28 protein-coding genes are annotated in these 25142 nt (G+C 36.4%); 13 read left to right on the top strand and 15 right to left on the bottom strand.

Annotated elements, in window-relative coordinates; translation table 11 throughout:
* Nucleotides 1–8 precede the first annotated feature (8 nt).
* On the bottom strand, nt 9–1319 hold the full coding sequence (locus tag A9996_RS00525) for a sugar MFS transporter (RefSeq protein WP_066429678.1): 1311 nt from the start codon (nt 1317–1319) through the stop codon (nt 9–11).
* A 508-nt stretch (nt 1320–1827) separates the two neighbouring features.
* Complete coding sequence (locus A9996_RS00520) at nt 1828–2616, bottom strand: patatin-like phospholipase family protein (protein ID WP_066429676.1); 789 nt, start codon at nt 2614–2616, stop codon at nt 1828–1830.
* Between the two features lie 296 nt (nt 2617–2912).
* Between A9996_RS00520 and A9996_RS19800 the strand changes: the two genes are divergently transcribed.
* Nucleotides 2913–3068, top strand: a complete 156-nt coding sequence (locus A9996_RS19800) for a hypothetical protein (protein WP_157487172.1) — start codon at nt 2913–2915, stop codon at nt 3066–3068.
* Between the two features lie 91 nt (nt 3069–3159).
* Here the strand turns inward: A9996_RS19800 and A9996_RS00510 are convergent, their stop codons facing one another.
* From A9996_RS00510 to A9996_RS00460, 12 genes are all read right to left on the bottom strand, one after another.
* Nucleotides 3160–4245 (bottom strand): alpha/beta hydrolase, encoded by a 1086-nt coding sequence (locus A9996_RS00510; RefSeq protein WP_211272617.1) that lies wholly within the window; start codon nt 4243–4245, stop codon nt 3160–3162.
* Between the two features lie 63 nt (nt 4246–4308).
* The gene (locus tag A9996_RS20050; RefSeq protein ID WP_169817223.1) at nt 4309–4473 is read right to left on the bottom strand and encodes a hypothetical protein; all 165 of its coding nucleotides are present in this window, start codon (nt 4471–4473) and stop codon (nt 4309–4311) included.
* A gap of 36 nt (nt 4474–4509) precedes the next feature.
* Entirely contained in the window at nt 4510–5595 is a 1086-nt protein-coding gene (locus tag A9996_RS00505) for a DUF6544 family protein (RefSeq protein ID WP_083993807.1), read from the bottom strand.
* Nucleotides 5596–5605: 10 nt separating this feature from the next.
* Complete coding sequence (locus A9996_RS00500; protein ID WP_066429671.1) at nt 5606–6178, bottom strand: outer membrane beta-barrel protein; 573 nt, start codon at nt 6176–6178, stop codon at nt 5606–5608.
* 133 nt (nt 6179–6311) lie between these two features.
* Nucleotides 6312–7190: a DUF3298 and DUF4163 domain-containing protein gene (locus tag A9996_RS00495; RefSeq protein ID WP_066429670.1), complete on the bottom strand. Its 879-nt coding sequence runs from the start codon at nt 7188–7190 to the stop codon at nt 6312–6314.
* Between the two features lie 5 nt (nt 7191–7195).
* The gene (locus tag A9996_RS00490; RefSeq protein WP_066429668.1) at nt 7196–7663 is read right to left on the bottom strand and encodes a pyridoxamine 5'-phosphate oxidase family protein; all 468 of its coding nucleotides are present in this window, start codon (nt 7661–7663) and stop codon (nt 7196–7198) included.
* 60 nt (nt 7664–7723) lie between these two features.
* A complete protein-coding gene (locus A9996_RS00485; RefSeq protein WP_066429666.1) occupies nt 7724–7942 on the bottom strand; it encodes a YgaP family membrane protein in 219 nt (72 codons plus the stop codon).
* Between the two features lie 84 nt (nt 7943–8026).
* Entirely contained in the window at nt 8027–8929 is a 903-nt protein-coding gene (locus tag A9996_RS00480; RefSeq protein ID WP_066429665.1) for a mechanosensitive ion channel family protein, read from the bottom strand.
* A 53-nt stretch (nt 8930–8982) separates the two neighbouring features.
* Entirely contained in the window at nt 8983–9660 is a 678-nt protein-coding gene (locus A9996_RS00475; RefSeq protein WP_066429663.1) for an ABC transporter ATP-binding protein, read from the bottom strand.
* Entirely contained in the window at nt 9660–10922 is a 1263-nt protein-coding gene (locus tag A9996_RS00470; RefSeq protein WP_066429661.1) for an ABC transporter permease, read from the bottom strand. Before A9996_RS00470 ends, A9996_RS00475 begins: the two co-directional genes overlap by 1 nt.
* A complete protein-coding gene (locus A9996_RS00465) occupies nt 10919–12001 on the bottom strand; it encodes an efflux RND transporter periplasmic adaptor subunit (RefSeq protein WP_066429657.1) in 1083 nt (360 codons plus the stop codon). The genes A9996_RS00470 and A9996_RS00465 overlap by 4 nt, the downstream gene beginning before the upstream one ends.
* Nucleotides 12002–12015: 14 nt before the next feature.
* Complete coding sequence (locus A9996_RS00460) at nt 12016–13104, bottom strand: M50 family metallopeptidase (RefSeq protein WP_066429654.1); 1089 nt, start codon at nt 13102–13104, stop codon at nt 12016–12018.
* A gap of 430 nt (nt 13105–13534) precedes the next feature.
* Here A9996_RS00460 and A9996_RS00455 point away from each other — a divergent pair, with 430 nt between their 5' ends.
* The 12 genes from A9996_RS00455 to A9996_RS00405 all read left to right on the top strand — a co-directional run bounded on the left by A9996_RS00455 (nt 13535) and on the right by A9996_RS00405 (nt 24091).
* Nucleotides 13535–14782 carry a PAS domain-containing sensor histidine kinase gene (locus tag A9996_RS00455; RefSeq protein ID WP_066429652.1) on the top strand — a complete coding sequence of 416 codons (1248 nt, stop codon included), beginning with the start codon at nt 13535–13537 and terminating at the stop codon, nt 14780–14782.
* Nucleotides 14779–15828, top strand: coding sequence for a response regulator (locus A9996_RS00450; RefSeq protein ID WP_066429649.1), 1050 nt, complete (start codon nt 14779–14781; stop codon nt 15826–15828). Before A9996_RS00455 ends, A9996_RS00450 begins: the two co-directional genes overlap by 4 nt.
* An 81-nt stretch (nt 15829–15909) precedes the next feature.
* On the top strand, nt 15910–16749 hold the full coding sequence (locus A9996_RS00445) for a universal stress protein (protein WP_066429646.1): 840 nt from the start codon (nt 15910–15912) through the stop codon (nt 16747–16749).
* 105 nt (nt 16750–16854) lie between these two features.
* Nucleotides 16855–17706, top strand: coding sequence for a universal stress protein (locus tag A9996_RS00440; protein ID WP_066429644.1), 852 nt, complete (start codon nt 16855–16857; stop codon nt 17704–17706).
* Between the two features lie 19 nt (nt 17707–17725).
* Entirely contained in the window at nt 17726–18538 is an 813-nt protein-coding gene (locus tag A9996_RS00435; protein ID WP_248912297.1) for a universal stress protein, read from the top strand.
* 54 nt (nt 18539–18592) lie between these two features.
* The gene (locus tag A9996_RS00430) at nt 18593–19429 is read left to right on the top strand and encodes a universal stress protein (RefSeq protein WP_066429638.1); all 837 of its coding nucleotides are present in this window, start codon (nt 18593–18595) and stop codon (nt 19427–19429) included.
* A 67-nt stretch (nt 19430–19496) separates the two neighbouring features.
* Complete coding sequence (locus tag A9996_RS00425) at nt 19497–20351, top strand: universal stress protein (protein ID WP_066429636.1); 855 nt, start codon at nt 19497–19499, stop codon at nt 20349–20351.
* 152 nt (nt 20352–20503) lie between these two features.
* A complete protein-coding gene (locus A9996_RS00420) occupies nt 20504–21208 on the top strand; it encodes a universal stress protein (protein WP_157487171.1) in 705 nt (234 codons plus the stop codon).
* On the top strand, nt 21205–21342 hold the full coding sequence (locus A9996_RS19795) for a hypothetical protein (protein ID WP_157487170.1): 138 nt from the start codon (nt 21205–21207) through the stop codon (nt 21340–21342). Before A9996_RS00420 ends, A9996_RS19795 begins: the two co-directional genes overlap by 4 nt.
* Nucleotides 21343–21450: 108 nt before the next feature.
* Nucleotides 21451–22287, top strand: a complete 837-nt coding sequence (locus A9996_RS00415) for an ATP cone domain-containing protein (RefSeq protein ID WP_066429924.1) — start codon at nt 21451–21453, stop codon at nt 22285–22287.
* Between the two features lie 4 nt (nt 22288–22291).
* Complete coding sequence (locus A9996_RS00410) at nt 22292–23665, top strand: MBL fold metallo-hydrolase RNA specificity domain-containing protein (RefSeq protein WP_066429633.1); 1374 nt, start codon at nt 22292–22294, stop codon at nt 23663–23665.
* Nucleotides 23666–23677: 12 nt separating this feature from the next.
* Nucleotides 23678–24091, top strand: a complete 414-nt coding sequence (locus tag A9996_RS00405) for a hypothetical protein (protein ID WP_066429631.1) — start codon at nt 23678–23680, stop codon at nt 24089–24091.
* Between the two features lie 49 nt (nt 24092–24140).
* On the opposite strand, the gene A9996_RS00400 is transcribed toward A9996_RS00405, so the two are convergent.
* Nucleotides 24141–24974 carry a universal stress protein gene (locus A9996_RS00400; protein ID WP_066429630.1) on the bottom strand — a complete coding sequence of 278 codons (834 nt, stop codon included), beginning with the start codon at nt 24972–24974 and terminating at the stop codon, nt 24141–24143.
* Nucleotides 24975–25142: the final 168 nt, after the last annotated feature.

Genomic DNA, 25142 nt, shown 5'->3' with positions numbered 1-25142 from the left:
CGGCATTTCTATTTTTTCCAACTTTTGATTTTATGGCCCCAGAGCGCAAAAAACAAAATGAGCAGGTAACACGGAATCAAAATCCAGTAACTACTGGTTGATGAGGCTGCCAAAGCATCAGCTTCATTAATTCCATTGGTTATAAGTTCATGTTTATTGGCATCTACCAAACGCCCGTATAAAGGCGGAATAATGGCACCACCAGAGATGGCCATAATCAATAATGCCGAGGCCGTTTTAGTGTGTTTTCCTAGTCCATCTAAGGTTAATGGCCAAATTGCCGGCCAAACTAAAGCATTTGCAATTCCCAAGGCGGCAACAAATAATACCGATGTAAACCCAGAAGTCGATAAAATAAGAATACTGAACACAATGCCTAAGACGGCACTCGCTACAAGTGCTGTTTTTTGTTTGACATATTTAGGAATCAGGAACACGCCCAAAGCATAAGTTACCACCATAGCCATTAGCGTATAGGTTGTAAAGAATTTTGCATCAGTAGCAGGAATTCCCAAAGATATCCCGTAAGCAATAATCGTGTCTCCAGCAATCACCTCAGCGCCAACATAAACAAACAGTGCCAAGACTCCCAACCATAAATGTGGAAATTGAAATATGGTTTTCTTGGTTGTTACTCCTCCTGCTATTTGCTCATCCTCTGTTGCTTCAACATGAGGCAAAGGTGCTTTTCTAATAAAAAAAGCAAATATAAATAAGGTTATAGCCATAACAATATAAGGGGTATGCACGCTGTCTGCCATCGTATCTAAAAGCACCGTTTTCTCTTCAACAGAAACAGTTCCCAATTTTTCATTGACTTCATCAATACCCGATAATAACAAAGCGCCAAAAATGATTGATCCGAGTGCACCGGCCACTTTATTGGCAATGCCCATCATCGCCATGCGTTTGGCACCACTTTCAATGGGACCTAATATGGTAATGTAAGGGTTGGCAGCGGTTTGACAGATGGTCATGCCGATACCTTGAATAAAAATGGCCACTAGAAATAGCCAGTAAGTACGGGCATCAGCTGCAGGAATAAACACCAAAGCACCGATTGCCATAATAGCCAATCCTAATGAGATCCCGTTTTTATAACCAATTTTAGTTATGAGGTATGACGCAGGCAATGCCATAACTACAAAAGATATGTATGATGCTGTAGCTACAAGATAAGATTGGGCTTGCGTAAGTTCATTGATGGTTTTCATGAAGGGAATCAACGCGCCATTGATCCATGTGACAAAACCAAAAATAGCGAAGAGCCCTCCAATGATTGCAATTGGGACGAAATTGTTTTTGGATGTCTTACTCATAAAGATAGGTTTTTGTTAAGGGTCATAATGATTATAGTTTTTGTTAGCGCAAGCGTATGTTTTTATTATATAGGTTGTGTTAAATTTTGAATTCGGCCAATGACACACCCAATTTGTCATTGAAACTCTGTAACAGGTTAAATTGATTCTTGGCCCTATCTAAATTATGGTTGGGGTATTTTGTTTTTCACTACCTAGCGTCATTCATTAAATCGGTTCAAAACCTCAAATCTATAATAAAAATTGTGGTCTTAGCACCTAAAGGCAGATACTTGAGTTCTTTAAATGTTAAGGCCTTTTTCATGATTTTAAATTCTAAACACGCCACTATCTTGAGATACTAAAAGTATTCAAATTAGCGAGAATCTTGCGTTCAATAAATAATATTTGGATGTAGGTTTATGATTGTTCTTGAAAATAGGTTAGCAATAGCTGGTTATTCCTTTCATAATTGAAATAAAAAAAAAAGATATACTTTTCTGAGCATTCTACAAAATAAGATCTGGTGTTACTGAGAAGATTTGGAAGATGTCCTAAAATTTTCCAGATCATAATTTGAAAGCGCATGTTTTGCAGCAGTGTATCCTATATTGAAAATCTCATCGATGTTTTTTTTATCAAAAGTTCCAAATTTGTTCAATTCAGCAGGATAGATCATGACATCACATTCTTCAAATTTATGCTGATTGTCGGCAACGGCCTTAAGCTTAAACACCCTTTCTATCACATTGTGGGAATGTTTTAGATCCTTCATCTTTAGCACATCAAAGCCATCCACATATACGCCAATAATCGCATCACATTTTTGTTTTATGGCCTCCAGAGGAAAGTTGTTGAGCGCTCCCCCATCAATATAGTAGGAACTTTTAATTTTTACGGGAGCAAACAGGCCAGGAAAAGCAGCAGATGCCAAAACCGGTTTGATCAGCTCTCCTTTTTCAAATATTTTTAGCTTGCCATTCAAAATGTTGGTGGCTGTGATGAATAGTTTCTTTTTGAGCACCGAAAAATCATCCTCCATTAAATAGGCCTTAAAGTCGTCGTAAAATTTTTCTGCATCAATAAATCCGGGTTTATTGATGGCATATTTTTTAATATCCAAGAATTGAATATCCTTAAAAAACCTTAAGATCTCCTCCCAGCTATAGCCATAAGCATAAAGAGACCCCACGATGGCGCCTGCACTTGACGCTGCAATATGCGTAGGATAAATTTGATGTTCTTCTAGCGCTTTGATCACGCCAATATGGGCAGCACCTCGCATCCCTCCTCCTGATAATACCAAACCAACATTCATATGACTATTTTTATTGCATAAATAAACATTATTTATGGGTTATAAAATGATACCAATCATAATATTCACTTAGGGCAGCTACGTTTAACCAAAATAGGGACACCTTGGAAACGGAACTTCCTAGCCAGAGGCTATTTTATAACGTAGAAATAAAAGGAAAAATAGCAGCAAAAGAAGAAATTGAACTCTAATTTGAAAGCAATCGGAATAGTAAAATTACGATAGCGACACCAAAAATACTGGTGTAAATCAGCTTATTATGTTTCACTAACCAGTTCGGCAAAAAATTATCAAAATTGTCTTTTGTAGAATCCGAATATTTTCTTGCCATAACCGTCAAAGGACAAAACATCTTGAATGCCAACAAAACCAATACTTCAAATACCACCAATCCGATGCAAATCCAAACCCAAATATCAATTTTATTTACTATTGCTGCATATAAAAGATAGAAAATAACCACATTAAAGAACAGCCAAATAATGGTGTGGACGATTTTTATAATCAATAGATTCGGATGTTTCATGACTCTTAATAATTTCTTCAGAAGTCTTCTAAAACAGTATCAGATAAACCTGTTTTTCCATTCAATACATCGTTTTCAATAATTTCTCTTAAACGCAATGGTTCTTCAAAAATCGGACTGTGGGCTGATTTTTCAAACGAATAAAATCCCTTTATAGGTGCATTTAGCCTTTCAAAATATGCTTTGGATAAGGTGTAGGATGTGGTGTAATCGTAAACCCCAGAAAAAAAATAGACAGGAATATCAAGGTTTGTCACTTTATCCTTCAAATCTGTTGTGAGTATTTCATCCCACATTGAACTAACACCAGATTGCGATTTACCTCGCCACATATTAAACTTTTCCTTTACAGTATATTCTTTACATGTTAAGGACGGTATGAAAATTCCGGTGAATACCGATTTCATATCCCGAGTTGTGCCAACACCCAGTTCGTGCATGCCCTTGTCGCGGATTTGAAGATAAGAATCAGAAATGCCATCACTAATAGATGCGTTCTCAAGTTTTCGGACCATCTTTCTGTTATCGGTCTCTTTATACCGTTTCAACATATAGTCATACGCCAATCTTTCAGAGTTGAGCTGGTTAGATATTTGACTGACACCAATATAGGCATGGAACAATTCAGGGTGTTGAGCGGCAGTCTGTATCCCGAAAAAAGTGCCGCCTGAATGAGCCATCAGATATATTTTTTCCTGACCAAAACGCTGGCGTAGGTAATTTGTTAGCTCTACAGCATCACTTATCATCTGTTCAGAAGTCATTGTTTCTGGTGGAATATTGCTGTTATATGAAAGTCCTGAACCTAGCTGTTCCCACCATACAATGGTGAAATAGTCTTCGAGTCCAGTTGGATATTTTTTTGTCAGATAGTACATGGGAATACCACCATGAAGGAAAAGCAAGACTGGATTATTTTTGTTTTTACTCTTTATAAACATTCCCTGACGAACACCTCCAATGGTTACAAAGGTTTTCTCTGAAATGCTACCAGCTAATTTAGTTCCATCAGAATCTAAAAATGGTTCTGATTTCCCTGGACTGTATAGGATCAAAACAACCAGAAGAATACTTATGAATCCCAAGATAACGCTTATGACCATGCGGAAAATTTTAGTGATAGTTTTCATGATGACGCCTCCTATATGCTAATCTTTTAATGGATATCATGGTTTTATTTTCCTTTTATCCATCGCCACTTTTATCTTTTCGGGCACATCTGTCCTACACTGGCAATTTTTTAGATATTCAGTATGCCATTCGATGCGCTCTTCAATTGTAATGTTTTTTAGCATTTTATGTGCTTGATGCCATTTTTTATTGAGTTTCATCTTAACACTTTTTTAAGGTGTCTTCACTTCTGGTTTTTACTGTGTATTTACATTATACGCAATACTTTTCAAATTGAACTTCCCATAAACAAACTCGCCATCAGGATAATGCCATACGGCTTCTCCATAGGTTGGCAAATTATAGCCTCCGATATTTTTATAATGACTCGCTGGTGTAGAAAACGGAAAGGCTTTCATTTGGTCAATGGCTATTCGGTCGTTGGATACAAAGTTGACCAGCTGTCCTTTTTCGTTAAAATGTAAAATGGCCGAAATGCTCGTGCCCTTGTTAGTAAAAGTCGCCTTTACGGAACGCTCGTCAATGGGTTCCCATACGATGCGGTCATCGATTAAGGCTGCAGGTGCAAACAGGCACAGATCGTTAAAAAAAGTAACGGTTTCCGCTGGAAAGAGTTCAGGTGTATCGATCTGAACCACTGGAAAAAGTGAAAGCACTTTGATCTGCATACGCGCTTCTTCGTTTTTATAGGCATGATAGCCATGCGTTGGCAATCCTTTAACTTTGGCCTTCATAAAAAAGAGTCGGGCGGGGAATTCGAAAAAGTTGTATTGTTCTGAAGTGAATTTAAACCAGTCTTTTCCCTTATCCCTCATTTCGCCCTCAAATACGACTTTGACATTTTTTACTTTGGGTTTGCCAACGACACCAACATAGTGTAAATAATTCTGAACTATTGGCGGCAAGTATTCTAGGTCTTTTTCCGTAACAACGTCATTGGTCTCTGGATTTTTTTCCATTGCGGATGCGACATCCTTTTTATAGCTCGTTTCAAATTGGACGGAGGCAAAACCAATAATAGCCGCTATCAAAATGATAACATTGGCAATGGAACCAAATTTGGCATCTTTCCAATAGATAATGATTAGGATTTGTGAGACCGCAATAGCTGCAATTGCAATATAGAACCACCAATCTTTCTTTAATAGATAGAGTACTGCCGATGTTAAGAATAAAATCGCAACAAAGAGCCAAAGCATTCCCATTGATTTGGAACTACTTTGGCTCAATTGGTTGACATCTGCAATTTTAAATGCTTTGATAAAGCCCAAAACATGAATGAGGCCATGGACTATAATTAATAATGCAAAAGCGATACGCATGAAGTTGTGATTAAAATGTTTTTGCAATCCCAAGTCCGAAGGACAAATAATTGAGGTCAACATTGAGGGTGGTGTTATCAATATCAAGGTCTCTCGATAAGGCTCTGTATCTAATGGTTGGACGTAAATCCCAATTGGTGCCCAAGTCATAATTCAAGCCTGCCTCAATTTGGTAACCCAACCCGTGACCCGAGTCGGAAGTAATATCGCCATCTGTGTTTTCAAGTTCGATATGGTTATAAGTAGCACCTGCTCGCAAGAGATAAGAAAGCGTTTCCGAAGTACCTAAAGGATGTATAAACTGTAATCCGAAGGTATAGCCGGTTTCATCAAAGTCCAAATCAGAGTCTTTGATACCAAACGTATTATAGCTCCATCCCGCGTAGGCCGATAGATGTTCCATAAAACGGTAAGCACCGGTCAATTCAAAACCGTAACCGGTTTCTATCTTGGAATCGCCAAAATCTTCGGTCGGGAAATTGATGTCTGGTCTAAATTCTACAGACCATTTGTTTTGCGAAAAAGACGTGCTCGAGAGTATCATAATCAACACGATAACGCCATTTTTAATTAGTTTTTTCATGATGCTATATTTTGAATTAGTACGTTAAAAGTAACACTCGCTTTGGAATACTAAAATGATATTAATCATTTATGGAGAAGCACTTAAGCACAGAAAACGCATCTTTTTTATTCACTAATTCTTCGATTTTTTATTAAAAAACCAAAGGATTTGAATTGGACTTTTTCAAAACCGACAGCAAATCTACGAGCGGAAGCTGAATGGAATAAGACCCTGTATAAGATGGACACATAACACAGTCATCAAAATAAAACTCTATATAGGTATCATTAAGAACGAAGTTGTTTTTGCTTTCAAAAAAATCAGAAGGAGATAATGCCCAACAATCATAATACATGTCTGAATTTTGAATTTTTTTCAGTATTTTTTCATTTATAATATTCAATAATTCATCTTCAGAGCCTTGATTAAAAAAGTCTTCATACGTCATGAACACACCGTTGATTAAATCAAAATTAAAGCAGTCAAAAGAATAGCTGGGATGCATGGCACCTGAATAAAAGCTTTCTTTATAAAAGAGGACACTTAATAGTTGATCATTAACAATGTAGATTTTGTAATCTATAAACCGTTCTTCTCTAAATTTTATGGTTTCAATACTGTCACACAGCATTTTGCTGGCTTGTATATCAGAAAGTGTTTTTTTGATATTAACATAATAGTTAGTGATAAATTCGTTGAAATTTCGGTTTGAAGCATGAAGGGATTCGTCAAGCAAGGGATACTTAAAATTGATCGTGTAATCCTTCTGGTCAATAACATATTTTTTATCGAGGATCAATTTTTGAAACTCAGACCGCTGGTCCTTTTTTTCAATCAATTCCTTTTGTTTGACTTCAATGGAAATTGACTTGTTTAACGCATCGACATCTCTGTCCCCCGGTTTAAGCGTATCTTCGGTAGGTGTTACAACATTTTCTGTTTCTTCAGTTTCAGGAGTTTGTTCTTGGCGTCCATCATCCTTACAACTTAAAAATAACAGCATCAGTATGCCTATGTATATATATTTCATGTGCTCTATTTTTCAAATTTATTTTGTCTCATTTTCCCACTAAATTCCTCGATCTTGATAACAAACACATCTGGAATGTTATCATTATAGATCTTGCTAGAAAACTCACTGATAAAGTCAAGTTTAATGTGTTTTTTTTCAAGAATCACATTTTTTACTCCCAATGAAAACTTATGAAGATAGGCTTTGGCATCGCTTCCAGAATATTCTTCAAAAGTGCCGTGTACCAATACTGACTTCCAGTTGCTAACCGATTCAACTTCTTCTACTTGTAGCGATACAGCGCTATTTTTTCTCATGGCATTCATTTTATGACCTGCACCGGAGTAGCAAATAATACTGTTATCCTCTTTGTCAAAATAATAGGTAATTGGCACAACATAGGGTTTGTTATGATAGATATAACCCAGATGCCCAATGTAATTATTCTCTAAAATGAACTTGATATTTTTATCCTCTAAATTTATAAACATGGCGTTATGATTTTATAGTGTTTTTCATGTCATTAAAGGTTTGATGTATGCACTACCCGCTTAATCATTCCACTTTTGACTGGTCTTGCAGGTGTTCATCCCAAGCAACGCATATAAAGGACAAAAACTGACCACACTGGTCAAGATAAAAATGCCTGCAACTACCAAAAGAATGATCCCTAAAGTTCCCGAGATGATGTTGGCGATATAAAGTATCACAATAACTGCAGCGATTAACAATCTGATCATTCGATCGGATTTTCCCATATTTGTTTTCATAAGGTGTGATTTTTAATAAAAATAACTGCAATAAATGGAAATTGAAATGATAAATATCATGTCAGCTATAATAAAGATTTCAACTCACTCTTTGTTTACATCTACTTTCAATTGCGGAATTTTTATAATTTCTAACGTCGAAGACGCCAACACGACCTTACCATTAGTTTGTTCAATTGCTTTGAAAATAGAATAATTCAATAAATGCTTTATAGAACGCCGCCTTTTGTAATCTACAATATATCTGAGGTTAAATTGTGCCCAATTATCTGTCAATGCTATGGCAAGCGTTGGCTCTACCTGGGCATCTTCAATATAATACTTTTTAACAATATCTTCCCATTGCATCTTTGAGGCTTTGGTGTACTCTGAAAGCGTTTCGGATGCAATTTTTACGATGATTGATTTTGCGAGTTCCATATCAGAGCCATAGCGAATTGGCAAATCAAATTGATCCCAAATAAATGGAAAATCCTGCGAATAATTATAAATAGGACCTTTAAATACAAAGGCATTGCTCAATTTTACAATACGTCCGCTATAATTATCACTATCTACCCATTGGCCAATTTCCATCATGGTAGTATAAATGCTGTCCACATCAATCACATCGCCTTTAATGCCATTAATTTCTATCCGATCTCCTGGGGTATAAACTTTCACAATAAAAATGTACAAAGAACCCACAATACTCAAAATCAGCTCTTGCAAGGTAAACGCAAGTCCTGCTGAAAACAATCCTATGGCGACCGTAAAATCTTTGATATTACCAGTAAAATAGGAGATTGACAGAATTATGATGACAAAATATCCCAAGATTTCTATACCCTTCTGCGACTTATATCTTATGGCAGTGTTTGGTATATTTCGCTTTAGTGCCTTTCTTAAAAACTGAACAGCTATCAATACAGCTGCAACAATCAATAGGTATTTGAAGATGCTATACACTATGGGATTTTCATCGAACCACATTTTAATTTGTTCCATACTATTTTCATTAAAGATTAATAATGAGATATTGCCATACGTCGATAAAATCTTTAAACGCTTATTATTCTTCCGTCTTCCATGGTGACAATCCTATGGGTGCGGTTGGCAAAATCTTCGTCGTGGGTTACAATTAATAATGATAAGCCCTGCTCTTCACTTAACTGTTTAAAAATATTGAATACATTATCAGAATTATGACTGTCCAAATTTCCTGTAGGTTCATCGCCCATAATTATAGAAGGACTATTAATCAGTGCCCTTGCAATAGCTACTCGTTGCTTTTCCCCACCTGAAATTTGCGAAGCCTTTTTTTTTGCCAAATGTGGGATATTGAGTATCTGAAGTTTTCCTATAGCATCGTATTCAATTTCCTGAGGTGATTTTTCTGCCAATTTTTTAGCTGGTAACATCACATTTTCCAATACTGAAAAATCTGATAGCAAATAATGAAATTGAAATACAAACCCAATATGCTTATTTCGTATATATGATAATTTATCTGGGTTTTGCCCCGTAATAAGCTCGTTGTTCAAATAGAGTTCTCCTTCATAAGCCGTATCCATGGTTGATAAAATATAGAGCAGCGTCGATTTTCCACATCCAGATTTGCCCATAATGGACACAAATTCGCCCGCGTTAATTCCAAAACTAATATCTTTCAGCACCTGAAATTTCACAGGTTTCTTGAAATATTTATCAATATGTCTCGCTTCTAATATTGGGGTCATCATTGTCCTCTAATAATGGTTACTGGATCTATTCTTTTTGCTTTTTTAGAAGGAAGATAGCCCGACAAGAACGTGGATACCATAGCAAATATAAACCCGAACAAAAAAAACATAGGATTGAGATTTACTGGGTATGTTTTAACTCTGGGTAAGGCAGCCGTTTCAAAGGGAATGGTGCCTATAAATTTTGCCAAAACATAGCCAACCAACAGGCCTAAAATACCGCCCACAAATCCGATAATCATGGCTTGACTCATAAAAATATATTGGACATCTTTCCCAGAAAATCCCGTCGCTTTCAAAATGGCAATGTCATTCATCTTTTCATAAATAAGCATATTCAGAATGTTGTAAATGCCAAAACCGGCAACAATAAGTAAGGTAATTGAAACGGCATAGGTGATCAAATTTCTGACCGTTGTACCTGTTTCAAATTGTGCATTGGCAGTTTTTATGTCTACAGCCGTTAAATCAAATTGGTTCTCTATTTTTTTTGACATGGGCAATGCCATTTCTATATCCTTCAATTTGACGTTAATATCTGTAATGTAATTTTCAGCTTCACCCAAAATGCGCTGCACTGTTTTAAGATTGGCAAAACTTTGGACAGCATCAATATCTGCCACCCCGCTTTGATAAAACCCGACTATTTTTAACGGAAAAACATCACCTTTACTAGTGCTCACCTGAACACGGTCTCCCACGGCAAGCGACATCTTTTCCGCAAGCCCTATACCCAGTAAAATACCATTGTCAGTAATGTCCAAAGCTTCAGGAGTCCCTTGTACGATGTAATCTCTTAAATTGAATAAATTAGCCTCATCAATAACGTTGATTCCTGTTAGTGTCCCACCAATTTCTATAGATCCTGCAATATAAAAGATGGATGTTTTTATTTGAGGCAGTGCGCCTCTTACCTGATCATCCTCTTCTAAATATTGAATGATTGGGAGTGCATTATGGATCTTTTTTTGATTTAATTTGGGCTTAATGGAATGGACCACATGGAAACTGTTGCTGAGTTCATCATAGAGCGTGAGGGGTTGATTTTTAGAGGGCTTAATTTCATTGTAAATATGGATGTGAGGTGTTTGATTCAGCATTAAGTCATCCAGCATCGTATTCAACCCGGTCATAAAAGACACCAACGTAATGTAAGATCCTATACCAAACGTCACGCCCAAGGCTGCGATAGCCGTTTGTTTGATTTTTGTAATCAAATGGGTCTTGGCAATATTGAGAATGACCTTCCAGTTCATCAGTATTTTGGTTTGTGCAGCAAGGTGCTATCCGTAATACCTTCTATAATTTCAATAAACTCCATATTTTCCACGCCTGTTTTTATGGTGACAATGCCCTGATCTGTTTCTACTTTGGTGCCATCTATCAAATAATATTTAGGGATGGTCAGGACATTTTCTTTTTTGGAAATAATGATATTCGCTTCGCCAGAAAGCCCAGGATATAACACCTCGGGCTGCTTCTCAAATCGTGCTTCTACTTTAAACGTTTGGTTGCGTTCATCTTTTTGCGGGTAGATTTTAGAAACCTTTCCATTAAACACCATTCCTTTGTAAGCATCAAGCGTAATGACCACCGATTGATTTAAGGCTATTTTGACGATATCAACTTCATCTACCAACATCTCAATCACAAAAACCGAAGCACTCCCAACTGAAACCAAGGGCTCCATCGTTGTAATGATCTCCCCAGGTTCTTTGTATAGGGCATAAACTTTTCCATTGATTTTACTTTGGATGGTGAAATCCTTATTAGAAATTATAGACGTCTTTAAACTATTGTTTGCCTGTTTTATGGAAGTCTGCAATTGATTTTTTGTTTGCTCGTATGAATTCTTTAATTGTTGAAGGTTTTTCTGCGATACTTCATAATTTAATTTTTTGGCATCATAATCGGCTTTGGAACCGATTTTTTGTTTCCAGAGGTTTTCTTGACGCTTATAAACTATGGAATCATTTTTATATCGCAGATTAGCTGAAGCCATCTCATCTCTAATCCCATTTAAAACTGCAGCCTCTCCTGTATAATTTTGCTGGGCAAGTTGCAAGGACAGTTTTGCGTTTTCAATGGTCACTTGTGGGACACTGTTATTAATTTGAAGCAGTATCTGGTTTTTAAGAACCAAATCACCTTCTACAACAAAATTTCTTTCTAAAATTCCCGCGACACTGGCATAAGCTTGATATGAACTATCGGGCTGAATGAGTATTGAAGCATAGACAGATTCTGTAAGCGTCTTGTATTCAGGGTATCTGTTGTCCTCTTTACTCTTGCAGGACCCCATCAAAAACAGTAAACTTATGTATATTGGAAACCTCATTAATTAGAGCGTGTTTAGTGTTTTAATTTGTCTTCCATCAATAAAAACTCATGCAAATTTGCAAAATTAATGGCACCAACAAGTTCGTCATTTTCTGTGACAGGTAAAAAAGGGTGCGGTTCATCTTGCAAAAGACGATAGGCAACAGATAGTCCTTCTCGGGCTTTTATAGTTTTAAAATCGACCGTCATGAAATCGCGAACCAAGAGCGTTCTTTTATGTGAGTTTTGAATAATATCCTTATGGTACAGTAGCCCAACTATCTTCTTATCACTCACTACAACAAAGTTGGTTTCAGAGCCCGTAAGAATAACTTTTACAATAGCTTCCATAGTATCTTCAGGGTCAAAAACCGTAATATTTTTTAGCATGGCTTCCCTAACCTGATGTCCTTTGAGCAATCCCATTTGATGTACGATTCTGTTTTCACTAAAACTTCCAATCAAGAGGAATAATGATAAGAATACCAATATCGGATTGAACAGCAAGCCAATCAATAACAATACAATCGCTATAACATTGCTTATCCTTGTTGCTAAAAATGTGGCTTTTACACGCGTGAATTTCACATCCAATAATGCTCTCAAAATTCGGCCGCCATCTAAAGGAAAAGCGGGGATCATGTTGAAAACAGCTAAGGCTACATTCACAATAAACAAAAAGAAAAGAAAGGTCCTAACAGAAAAATCGTTTAGGGCTGTAAAATATTCACCAAGATTAAAACTGATATAGTCACGTACAGGAATTACAAAAAACAGGACAATAGCTATGATAATATTTACTAGCGGACCAGCTAGGGTGATCAAGAATTCTACTTTGGGAGATTCGGTTGTATTATCGACCGTTGAAATACCGCCAATAGGCAGCAATACCATTTTTTTGGTTTTAACACCGAATCTTTTGGCGGCCAATAAATGCCCAAGTTCATGCAATAGCACGCAAATCATAACCGCTAAAATGAACTGAAGATTGAACAAAATACGATCCGTAGATGAACCACTTAAAATCTCACTAAAAACAATCCATGCAATTAACAGGAAAAATGTCCAATGGATTTGAACCTCCGTGCCGTAGTATTTACCTAAATTGAGATTGGCTTTCATTTATAAAATCTTGTTTTGTTTGAATTGATTGATAAATTTAATCGCCTAAAGTATAAGAGAGACGTCCGTTTATTGGTTCTATCATTTAGGTTTTGTATTTAAAGGTATCTCAAATTATGATGTTATAAAATGATATCCATCATAAGGAGGCAATAATTGGATCCCTTGAAATACTTAGCATTAGGTTCTAAAAATGACATCAAGGATTATTTTTGTCCTCTATAACCCCTTACAAACGTGTCCTTATCCCTTCATCAAAGGGATTGAGAGTTTTTATAGGCTCCAAGACAGATCATTCTATGAACTAAGTCACCTAATTTTTTTATCAAAACTCGACCATTGGTTATTAATTCAGGATATCTGACGGGATTACCCTTTATTGGGGTCAATTTTTTGTATTTTTACTTCTTATATTTTTTGTCTAAAATCTATGTTCAAACAAGACCAAAAAAAGGTATTCAACATGCTATTGGGTGCCGTTTCTGAAGGCGTTATCATTGTTGATGAAACACAAACCATTAAGGAGGTAAATGCCTCTGCAGAGACTATTTTTGGTTACACACGAGAAGATCTTGTAGGCCAATCGCTCAACACCTTGATTCCTCAACAATATCATGCTCAGCACGGCGCGCATTTTGATGGCTTCATGGAAAAACATGAGCGTCGGCAAATGGGAAAAGGGCGTGATATTTATGGAAAAAGAAAAGATGGCTCGGTTTTTCCGGTAGAAGCAGGACTGAACCCTTTTGTCATTTATGATAGAACCTATGTCATGGCACTTATAATTGATATTAGTGATCGAAAAAAACAAGAACAGGAAATATTAGACCTCAACAACAGACTAGAGAAAAAGGTTGAGGAACGCACCAAAACATTGAACCATACTGTAGAGGAACTCAAACTTGTGAATTTTGAGTTGGACAAAGAAAACAAACGCCGCATCAAGGCTGAAGAAAAAACCCAAATCGCACTTAAAAAAGAAAAAGAACTTAATGAATTGAAGACCAAATTCCTATCGTTGGTATCTCATGAATTTAAAACGCCCTTGAGCGGCATTTTGACTTCCACCGTTTTGTTGGGAAAATACAAGTTAGCTGAAGACCAAGAAAAAAGGGATAAGCATTTGAATACCATTACCAACAAAGTGCATTATCTCAACAACATCCTCAATGATTTCCTATCTGTAGAGCGCTTGGAAACAGGAAAAGTCAACTACACATTTAAAACCTTTAAATTGAGTAAAATACTCAATGAGGTCATTTACAATGCCAACATGCTCTTAAAAGATGGACAGAAAATTAACTATCCTGAAAACATTGACGATATGTCACTACATCAAGATGAAAAGATTTTAGAACTATCTTTATCCAACATTGTCCATAATGCCATTAAATATTCTCCAGAGCACACCAATATTGATATCAAAATTGTACAAAATGATAAAAATACAGTGTTTAAAATCAAGGATAGTGGGATAGGCATTCCTGAAGTTGAACAAAAAAACATCTTCAATCGGTATTTTAGAGCTGAAAATGTACTAAACATCCAAGGCACCGGCATTGGCCTCAACATTGTTAAAAGCCATCTCGAAAATTTAGGAGGCTCCATTGAATTTGCAAGTAAAGAGCATAATGGTAGCGTTTTTACAATCACATTACCAAATCAAAGCATCATATGAAAAGAATACTTTTAATAGAAGATGATACCGTTTTAAGAGAGAACACCGCAGAGTTATTGGAACTTTCAAATTTTCAAGTGATGACCGCACCCAATGGCAAAATTGGGATGCATCTTGCAATGGAACATCTTCCAGAACTAATTGTTTGTGATATTATGATGCCAGAAATGGACGGTTATGCCGTATTGGATGCGTTATCAAAAAATGAGAGTACTAAACACATCCCCTTTATTTATTTATCGGCAAAAACAGAACGGCAAGATGTTAGAAGAGGGATGAACTTGGGCGCTGATGATTACATTACCAAACCTTTTAGTGAAGATGAACTGATCAGTGCCATAGAAAGTAGGTTGGCTAAAGTTTCTATCTTAAAGGACATTCAGGAAAGGGCAGAAACCCTTGAAGAAAATAAACACGATTTGCGGACCCTGAATGATCTCAAAAACTTTTTTGATGATAATGGGGAAAACAGTGTTGTTGATGAAGGACAGTATATTTATGAAGAAGGCCAACACTCAAATACTATTTACCTGATCATTAAAGGCCTTGTGAAATGCCATAAGTTGGATGAGCAAGGCAAGGAATTGACCACAGCGTTACACAGAGAAGATGATTTGTTTGGCTACACGTCTTTTACTGAAAATACCACGTATCAAGAAACAGCGACGGCCATTCAAAAAACGGAATTGGTAGGCGTTTCCAGTCATACCCTTAAAGGAATTCTCAACACCAACCATCATGTGACCTTAGAATTGATCCATTTATTGACTGAAGATTTAAAAGGCACCAAAGACCAACTGCTGCAAATGGCGTACAGTTCTGTCCATAAAAAAACAGCCACGACCATTCTGAAATTTGCAGAAAAACTAAATAAAAAACCAGAAGATCCTATCAGAATCTCCAGAAATGATTTGGCAAGTGTGGCAGGCATTGCTACTGAAACTTTAATCAGAACGATGTCTTCTTTTAAAAAGGAGGGTATTCTGGAAATAGAAGGCAGAAACATCAGAATTCTAGATTTAGAAAAACTCAAAAATATTAGCTAACCACTTCTCAAAATCAAATATGATTTTTATCATTTTTTGAAAAGGCAATGACCTCTACATTTGTTTCATGAAGATTAAGAAATGAAAAATGTACTATTGCCCACAGATTTTTCAGAGAATTCATTGAATGCTATCAAGTACGCCTTGAGGTTATTTGAAGAAACAGCCTGCAATTTTTATTTACTGCATGTCATAAAATCGAGTGCTATCGGAATCAATGACTCCCCTTACCTTGTCTCCACTGCACAAATTGAAGATGTTTACACCCAAACTGCAAAAGCAAGGTTAAGAGACACCTTAAACCATATTTCTACAAAACTATCTACTAGCAAAAAACACAAATTTTACACCGTAACTGATCATAATTTCTTGGTAGAGTCCATAAGACAACAAGTCAGTGAAAAAAAAATCAATATGATTGTCATGGGCACCAAAGGGGCTACGGGGCTCAAAAAAATAATAGTGGGCAGCAACACTGGGGATGTTATTACGAAAGTTCATTGTAACACCCTTGTGGTGCCTGAAAATGCAAAATTCAAAACTCTCAAAGAGGTGGCGTTTCCAACAGATTTTTCAATGCTGTACAACATTAACATTCTTCAACCAGTAGTCAATATAACAGAAAAGCATGGTGCTGCCATTCGTATCTTAAATATCAGTAAAAAAGATGCTGTCTTAAACAATGATCAAAATAAAAATAAAGAGCTGTTAGAAGATTATTTCAGTAATCTCGATCATAGTTTCCATTTTTTGACCAATAAAAAAGTTGAGGACGCCGTGCAGTGTTTTGTTGAAAGTAGGAACATTGATATGATTGTTATGGTCGCAAAAAATCTGAATTATTTTCAGCATATCCTATTTCACTCAAAAATTGAAAAAATAAGCTACCATACTGATGTTCCATTTTTGGTGCTGCATTAACTAAATTTTAGTATTTTCCTTTCCTTTTATCCTTAGCGTCTGATATTTATCATAGTTTTTGTCACGTTTGCTTCTTAACTTTAACGTATAAACAAACAGAATACTATGAGAAATATATTGATTCCAACTGATTTTTCAGACAATTCTATGAATGCTGTAAAATATGCACTAGAACTTTTTAAATATGAAAAGTGCGAGTTTTATATCATGCATGCCTATGAAGATGCCATTCATAAAGAAACGGCAGCGCTAACCCGCGAAAACCTTGATGACGTCACTGAAATGATGGCTGCCAAATCTGCTGCACATTTGGAGCAAATTTTGAAGGACATCCATGAGATTTCTCCAAATCCACGTCATACCTATCACTCCATTTCTGCCAACAACATTCTTATTGATGAGGCTGATAGCATTGTAAATGAAAAGAATATAGACCTCATTATCATGGGCACCCGAGGTAAGAGCAATGACAAAAACATCACCTTTGGCAGCCAGACATTGCAGGTTTTAAAATATGTACAGTGTCCTGTTTTGGCCATTCCTGAGAAACAGACCTACACACAACCAAAAAAGATTCTATTCCCTACCAATTATCTTATCCCCTTTAAAAGAAGAGAGCTTAAATTGTTCTGTGATATGGTGGCGCCGTATAGATCTGTCATTGATGTGGTCTATATTTCAAAAAGCACTAAACTTTCAATCAGACAGGAAGACAACCAGCTTTTTATAAAAGAAGCATTGTGTAAAAACGAGATTAATTTTAAAACTCTTGACAGCAAAAATGTGGTGGAGGCCATTGAGCAGTATGTTAAAGACCATCCCATAGATATGCTTGTGATGGTCAATACCAGAGAATCATTTTTAGAATCTTTTCTTTATCCTTCTCGTGTTGATCAGTTAAGTTTAGACCTTAAGGTTCCGTTTTTGGCGATGCAAAACCTAAAACGTGACGCATAAATTATTCAAATTAAAATTTATGAAACATATTCTCCTACCAACTGATTTTTCTGAGAATTCATGGAACGCCATCAGCTATGCCATCCATCTTTTTAAAGATGACGCCTGCACTTTCTATCTGCTTAATACGTACACACCAGTAATCTATCATGTGGAGTATGTGTTGGGGTATCCTGCACAATTTGGTTTGGAAGACACCATAAGAAACACCTCACTTGAGCATTTAAAAACTTTAAAACAACGCATTTCTGATACCTTTGGAAACAATTCCAACCATGAGTTTCAAACCATGGCCCGCTTTGATACTTTGATTTCTGGGATACATGATTTTATGGAGTCGCATACCATACATATGATTGTCATGGGAACTAAAGGAGCTACAGGCGCAGAAGAAGTGCTTTTTGGATCGAATACGGTTCAAGTTTTTAAAAATGTAAAATGTCCAGTATTGGCAATTCCTGATGGTTTTATCTATATAACACCTTCGTCTATTTTATTTCCTTCAGATTATGGGCTTGCGTACCACACAAGCCAATTGGAACCGTTGTTGGCACTTGCCAAAACGCACCATTCAAGAATTGACATTCTCCATGTGCTCACCACTGACTTATCTGAAGTACAACTCAATAACAAAGCGTCTTTACAAAAGATTTTGCCACAAGGTAATCATGAGTTTCACGACCTAAAAGGCGACAATGTTATGCGTGGCATACTTGCCTATCAAGAAAAAAATGCAGTAGATATGTTGGCGATGATCAATAACAAAAAATCTTATTTTTTAGAAAATATTACTTTTTTAAATCGACAGTCAACCAAATCGGATTCCATTTAACGCTCCTTTTTTGGTCATGCCTTCACAACTTAACACTCAAAAAACTAAAACCACATGAAAAGGTCCATTTTAATCCCTACTGATTTTTCTGATAATGCATGGCGCGCATTAGCTTATGCCTTAAAATTATACACCAAAGAAGAATGTACATTCTATTTCTTGAATTCATTCTACTTTTCCAGCTCACAATCCAGAACATTTATCACAACGCATTTTATTCAGATCCTAAAAGACAGTTCAGTAAGAGACTTGAAAGAACTCAAAGCTAAGGCCGAAAAAGAAAACACCAATGCGGGCCATACTTTTGAAATCATCGCAAGCGGTGATGAATTATTGTATGCCATTGCAAATAGCATTAAAAAATATACTATTGACATGGTGGTCATGGGCACCAAAGGCGCAACAGGCGTGAATAAGTTCTTTTTTGGCAGTAACACAGTAAAGACTGTTCAAAACATAAAAGGTTGTCCTGTACTAGCTGTACCTGGCACCACTGAATTTAGAATCCCGAAGCAAATTGCCTTTCCAACAGATTTTAACCGCCCTTACGACACTAAGATGCTGCAACCTTTGCAGAATTTTGCGGCATTGTATGATGCCCACATCAACATACTGCATATTAATGTAGAAGAGAATTTGAGCAATGAACAAAACAAAAATATGGTCATCCTCAAAGAGCACTTAAGGGAAAATAAACACAGCTTCCATTGGATGCCCGCGTACAACAAAAAATCGGCAGTAATTAATGATTTTATTGCAGATTTAAATATAGATATTCTGGCCATGTTCAACTATAAGCATAGCATTATTGAAAATATAACCAAAGAGCCTATTATTAAAAATATAGGTTACCAACCTACCATTCCATTTTTGATTATCCCAAGTGAATAGTTAATATAGACTAGGGTCATTACCATTGACACCTATAGGTTTACTCATAAAATTAAAAAAAGCACTCATGAAACGACGGATATTATTACCAACAGACTTTTCAGTTAACGCCTTACAAGCCGTTAATTATGCACTGGAACTTTATAAAGATGAACCTTGTATTTTTTATCTTCTCAACGTATTCTATATTGATGCAAATGATCTAGATAGCATCATAAACATGGAACCAGGAAGTGAACTTTATGAAACCTCAAAAATAGCATCTATGAGAGGGTTGGACAAACTCTTGAACGATTTGGCTTTTGGAGAAAATGGAAATTCAAAGCATAGTTTTCAAACCATCTCTACGTCCAGTTATCCTTTAGATGGTATTGAAAGAGTAGTGGAAGAGAAAGATATCGAGCTTATCGTTATGGGAACTCAGGGTGAAACAAACTCGAAAAATAAAATTTATGGCAGCACAGCGTTGAGGGTAATGGAAGACATTAGGAATTGTCCTGTTATTGTGGTTCCGCAATTGGCAAAACTAAACCTTCCAAAAGAGATTGTCTTTCCAACAAGTTACAAAACACACTTTAAAAGGAGAGAATTGAATTATCTTATGGATATCACCAAAAGATGCGGCGCTTCAATAAAAGTACTGCATATTATGGTAGAAGACAAATTGAGTGACAAACAGATGGACACGAAAACACAATTGGAAGATTATTTTGTTGATGTCAATCATTCATTCCATTTTCTGAGAAATATGTCTGTTCCGGCTGCTATAAACTGCTTTGTTGAAAGTAGAGAAAGTGATATGGTCGCATTTATTAATAAAAAACATACTTTTTTTGCAAGTATCATTAATCAACCCTTGGTCAAAGGAATTGCGTATGATTCCAAAGTACCTATATTGGTCATGCACGACTTAAGAGGTTAAAATATCGCAGTTGATAAGCTAGTCATCATCAATATCAAAAAATCATTTTTTAAGACTATATTTTTTAAATCGACAGGCAACCACATCACATTTCATAAAACAGTTCCGGTCGTGGTTGAGCCGTCATCTAATAACAATCAAATTTACAACACATGAAGAAGTCAATTTTAATTCCAACAGATTTTTCTGAAAATTCAAAGAGCGCACTATCTTATGCTTTAAAACTGTATGCCAATGAAACGTGTACCTTCTATTTTCTAAATTCATATGCTTTCTCAAGTTCAAGGTCTCCTTCGTTAATGAGCAGTAATTTTATTGGTACTTTTAGAGACAACTCAAAAAGAGACTTGACCAAACTCAAAGCGAAAATGGATGAAGAAAACACGAACACAAATCACACTTTCGGAATGATTTCAAGTAGTGATGAATTGCCACATGCCATTGAAGCAAGCATCAAACAACATGATATTGACTTGGTCGTCATGGGTACCAAAGGTGCAATTGGTGTAGACGCGTTCTTTTTTGGCAGTTATACCGTGAAGACTATTAAACATATAAAAAGTTGCCCGGTATTGGTTGTGTTAAATAAGCAAGACTTTAAGACTCCAAAAAAAATAGCTTTTCCCACAGATTTTAATCGTCCATATGATGCCAAGACGCTAAAAACCTTACAAGATTTTGCGTCGTTGTATGATGCTCATATCAACGTATTGCACATTAATGTGGAAGAGGATTTGAGTGAAAAGCAAAATAAAAATATAAGCATCCTCAAAGAGTACTTAAAGGACACTGAACATAGCTTCCATTGGATGCCTGCCTATCACAAAAAATCTGACGTGATTAATGTACTTTATTGAAGTATTTAGATATTGATATTTTGGCCATGTTCAACTATAAGCATAGCATTATTGAGAATATCACCAAAGAGCCTATTATTAAAAACATAGGTTACCACCCTACCATTCCATTTTTAATTATTCCAAGTAAATAGGTGACTTAAGACGTTAATTCTCAAAATCAGAAATAACGACAACGCATAAACTTAAGTGAAGGTATTTTTACAGTCAGCGTTTGATTTTAAACTATTTCTATGAAAACTATGGATACTAACATTGACATCATTAAGTCATCAGGTGAAAAAGTAAAATTTTCATTGGACAAATTGCGTGCATCTTTAGGGAAATCAGGTGCCGACAAGCATACAGTAAGTGATATTATTGAACAAGTGCAGAAAGAATTATACCACGGCATTTCAACCAAGGAAATCTATAACAGGGCCTTTGCTTTACTTAAAAAAAAAGGAAGCTACTTAGCCTCAAAATACAAGCTTAAAAAAGCCATTTATGAGTTGGGTCCTACAGGATATCCGTTTGAACGTTTTATAAGCGCCATTTTAAGATATTCAGGTTATGACACTCATGTGAGTGAGATAGTGCAAGGCCAATGTGTGAGCCATGAAATAGATGTTATCGCCACAAAAAATGGCAACACCACCCTTATAGAATGTAAATTCCATAGTGAAGAAGGTAGAAATTGCAATGTTAAAGTTCCTTTATATATAGCCTCTCGGTTTAAGGATGTCAAAATACATTGGAACTCAAAACCACATGAAACAGTATTGGATGTAGGTTGGGTGGTGACCAACACACGTTTTACGGAAGATGCCCTTCAATACGGAAATTGTATAGGTTTATACCTTTTGAGTTGGGACTATCCAAAACATGACGGATTGCGAAACAGGATAGACCGATTGGGATTATATCCCATCACCGTTTCAACACTATTGACCAAACGGGAAAAACAATTTTTGCTAAGTAGAGATGTTGTGCTGTGTCGAGACTTGATAGACGACGTTTTTTTCTTGGACCATCTCGGGATTTCAGAATCTCGCAAATCAAAGATCAAAAACGAGATAAAAATGCTCTGTAAAATCTAAAATTATGAACCATCATGTAAAAATTAATTTTCTGGGAGCCGCCGGTGTGGTTACAGGCTCAAAATTTTATATTCAAACCTCTGAAAAAAATATTCTGATTGATTGTGGTATGTTCCAAGGCTTAAAGGAACTGCGAGAACTCAATTGGACGGACCTCCCTATAGATGTTGCCACAATAGATTTAGTTTTACTTACCCATGGACATCTAGACCATGTTGGCTATTTACCACGCTTGGTAAAACAAGGTTTTAGTGGTAAAATAATTGGCACCGCACCTACCTTGGCCATTGCCGAAATCATTTTAAGGGACAGTGCTAAAATACATGAAGAAGAAGCAGAAAAGGCCAACGACGAAAAATACACTAAACATAGCCCTGCGCTTCCTTTTTATACCGTTGCGGAGGCTGAAAAAACAATCCTTTTGTTTCAGGCAGAAGCCGAAGACCAATGGATTAGTTTATCAGAGCACATTTTATACCGATTTCAATACAACGGACACATTCTTGGGGCGACGTTTATAGAATTGGACATCAATTCCAAACGGTTTGTGTTTTCTGGAGATATTGGGAGAACCAATGATTACTTATTGGATGATCCTAAACGTCCCGATCAGGCAGATTTTCTTTTTGTAGAAAGTACCTATGGCGATAAACTCCATCCAACAGAAGATGTAGAGCAACTGCTTGCTGATATTATTGTTGAGACCCTTCACAAAAAAGGCAACCTCATCATCCCTAGTTTTGCGGTAGAACGCCTTCAAACCTTGATGTTTATCCTTTGGAAATTATATCAGAAAAATAAGATTCCCAATATTCCTATTTTTGTAGATAGCCCAATGGGAAACAATGTGTTGAATGTTTTTAAACGCTTTCCAAAATGGCATAAACTGTCTGATTCTGATTATAATGCGATGTGCAACCATGTAACTATTATTGAATCATACAAGGAAACCTGGGAAACGATTGATGACAAACGCTCTAAAATAATCATTGCAGGAAGCGGTATGGTTACTGGCGGAAGAGTCCTCACCTATTTGCAGCAACTTATCGATGATGCGTCCACGACTGTTTTATTGGTAGGTTATCAAGCTGAAGGCACCCGTGGAAGACTGCTGTTTGACGGTGCCCATGAGATCAAGTTTTCGGGAAAATACCACCCAGTAAAAGCAACCATCAAACATCTTGAAAGTTTATCGGCCCATGCGGACCAGAATGAATTGCTACATTGGATGGGTGACATTATCAATATTCCTGAAAAAGTGTACCTCATCCATGGTGAGCCGTCTGCTTTAGATGCCTTTAGAGTAAAAATAAAAGATACCTACCATTGGAATGTGAGCATTCCCAAACTATCTGATGTAGAACACATAATCATTTAAAAAACTGCACCCATGGAACAATTTAATAATGACGAAAACCCTTATAGAGACAAGAGTATAGAAGAGCTTAGGTTTAATTTGTCCTTTTACAAATCACGTTTGACGCTACTCACTAAAGAGTTGGAATTCTTTAAACAGTTGCTGGATTCTAATAGTTTCGATCCAAAAACGCTCAACCTGTTTGAAAAGGTCACGCTTTTTAAGAAGCAGATCGACATCAATTTAAAAAAAACCTCCAAATTGGCTATTGTAATTGAAAGGCAACACAATGAGGTTCAACTCAAAATTGAATGTGACGAGCTGTCCTGCGATGATTATTTCGTCAGAAAAAATAATGAAATAGAGTTGGATGTTGTCAATTTCTTAACGCAAACCGCCAAATTAAAATCTGAGATCATGGAGTATCTTGAAGGACTTATCATTTAAGATTTGGGTAAGCAAGGTTAGTTCAACACGGCTCTTTTGTAGAGGCCTCTTAGGAATGAAAAATAAGCAATGGCAAATGCGTATTTTGATTGATTTTGGTGGTAGGCGAGCCCACAAATAAACGCTCCAAAAATGACTCCTTCTGTACAATGAGGCTTAACATATCAATCTGATGGGTTTGTATATAGGTATCCACTGCATGTTCCATGGGTATATTCTCCACAAGATCATACAGGTAGTTTTCACCAGTCATGTAATGGTTTAAATTTTTCTTATCAGTATCCGGAAGCTCATGAGTGTCACTCTCAGAACTGACTCTCAAAACATGCAATCTCGTGCTATGGCGCTTAAGGAATTTAAAAAAATCGGCTATTGCTTTTCCATTCAATTGATCTGACGGATCCAAAGCCAATAACATTTCTTTAGGGGCCACATAAGCAAAATTTTCAGGAATGATCAGGGTTGTACAATTGACCCTACGGATGACCTTGAGTGTATTACTGCCAAAAACAGTTTCTTTAGCGCCAGTGGCGCCGTTGGTCCCCATAACTATCACATCTATGTCTTTGGTTTTTATGCTCTGATGAATGGCGGCTATAAACGAATCAAAGTCGACAATGGTTTTAAAATTGAAATGTTCAACATCATATTCCGCTTTGAGATCAGACACATAAGTAGCCAATTTGATCCGGTTTTTATTAATGAGCGAATCATATAAGCTTGATGATGCGGTTGCTACAACATCATCGGTGGTGTATGTGGTGGCATCTTGAACATAAAGCACATAAAAAGTACAGTGCTCATCTTTAAACAACTCCAAAGCATAACGAATTGCATTTTTCGATGTGTCGGAAAAATCAGTTAATAGCAGAATGTTTTTCATGGGTTTGAATTTGATCTTATAAAATTACGTAAGTATCTACACCTACGCCATGATTTTAGTCATTAAACTACTGTATCATGAAAGTTCTGTCATTGTACCTATAAGAATCAGAGTTGCCCCATCTGCACAGTGTTTTCTCAGGTAGTGTGTATCTCCAGCCGTTAGACA

Source organism: Gelidibacter algens (assembly GCF_001678675.1).
GTDB lineage: Bacteria > Bacteroidota > Bacteroidia > Flavobacteriales > Flavobacteriaceae > Gelidibacter > Gelidibacter algens.
Note: the sequence above shows the minus strand (reverse complement) of the source record. Positions and strands in the feature narration are given on the sequence as shown.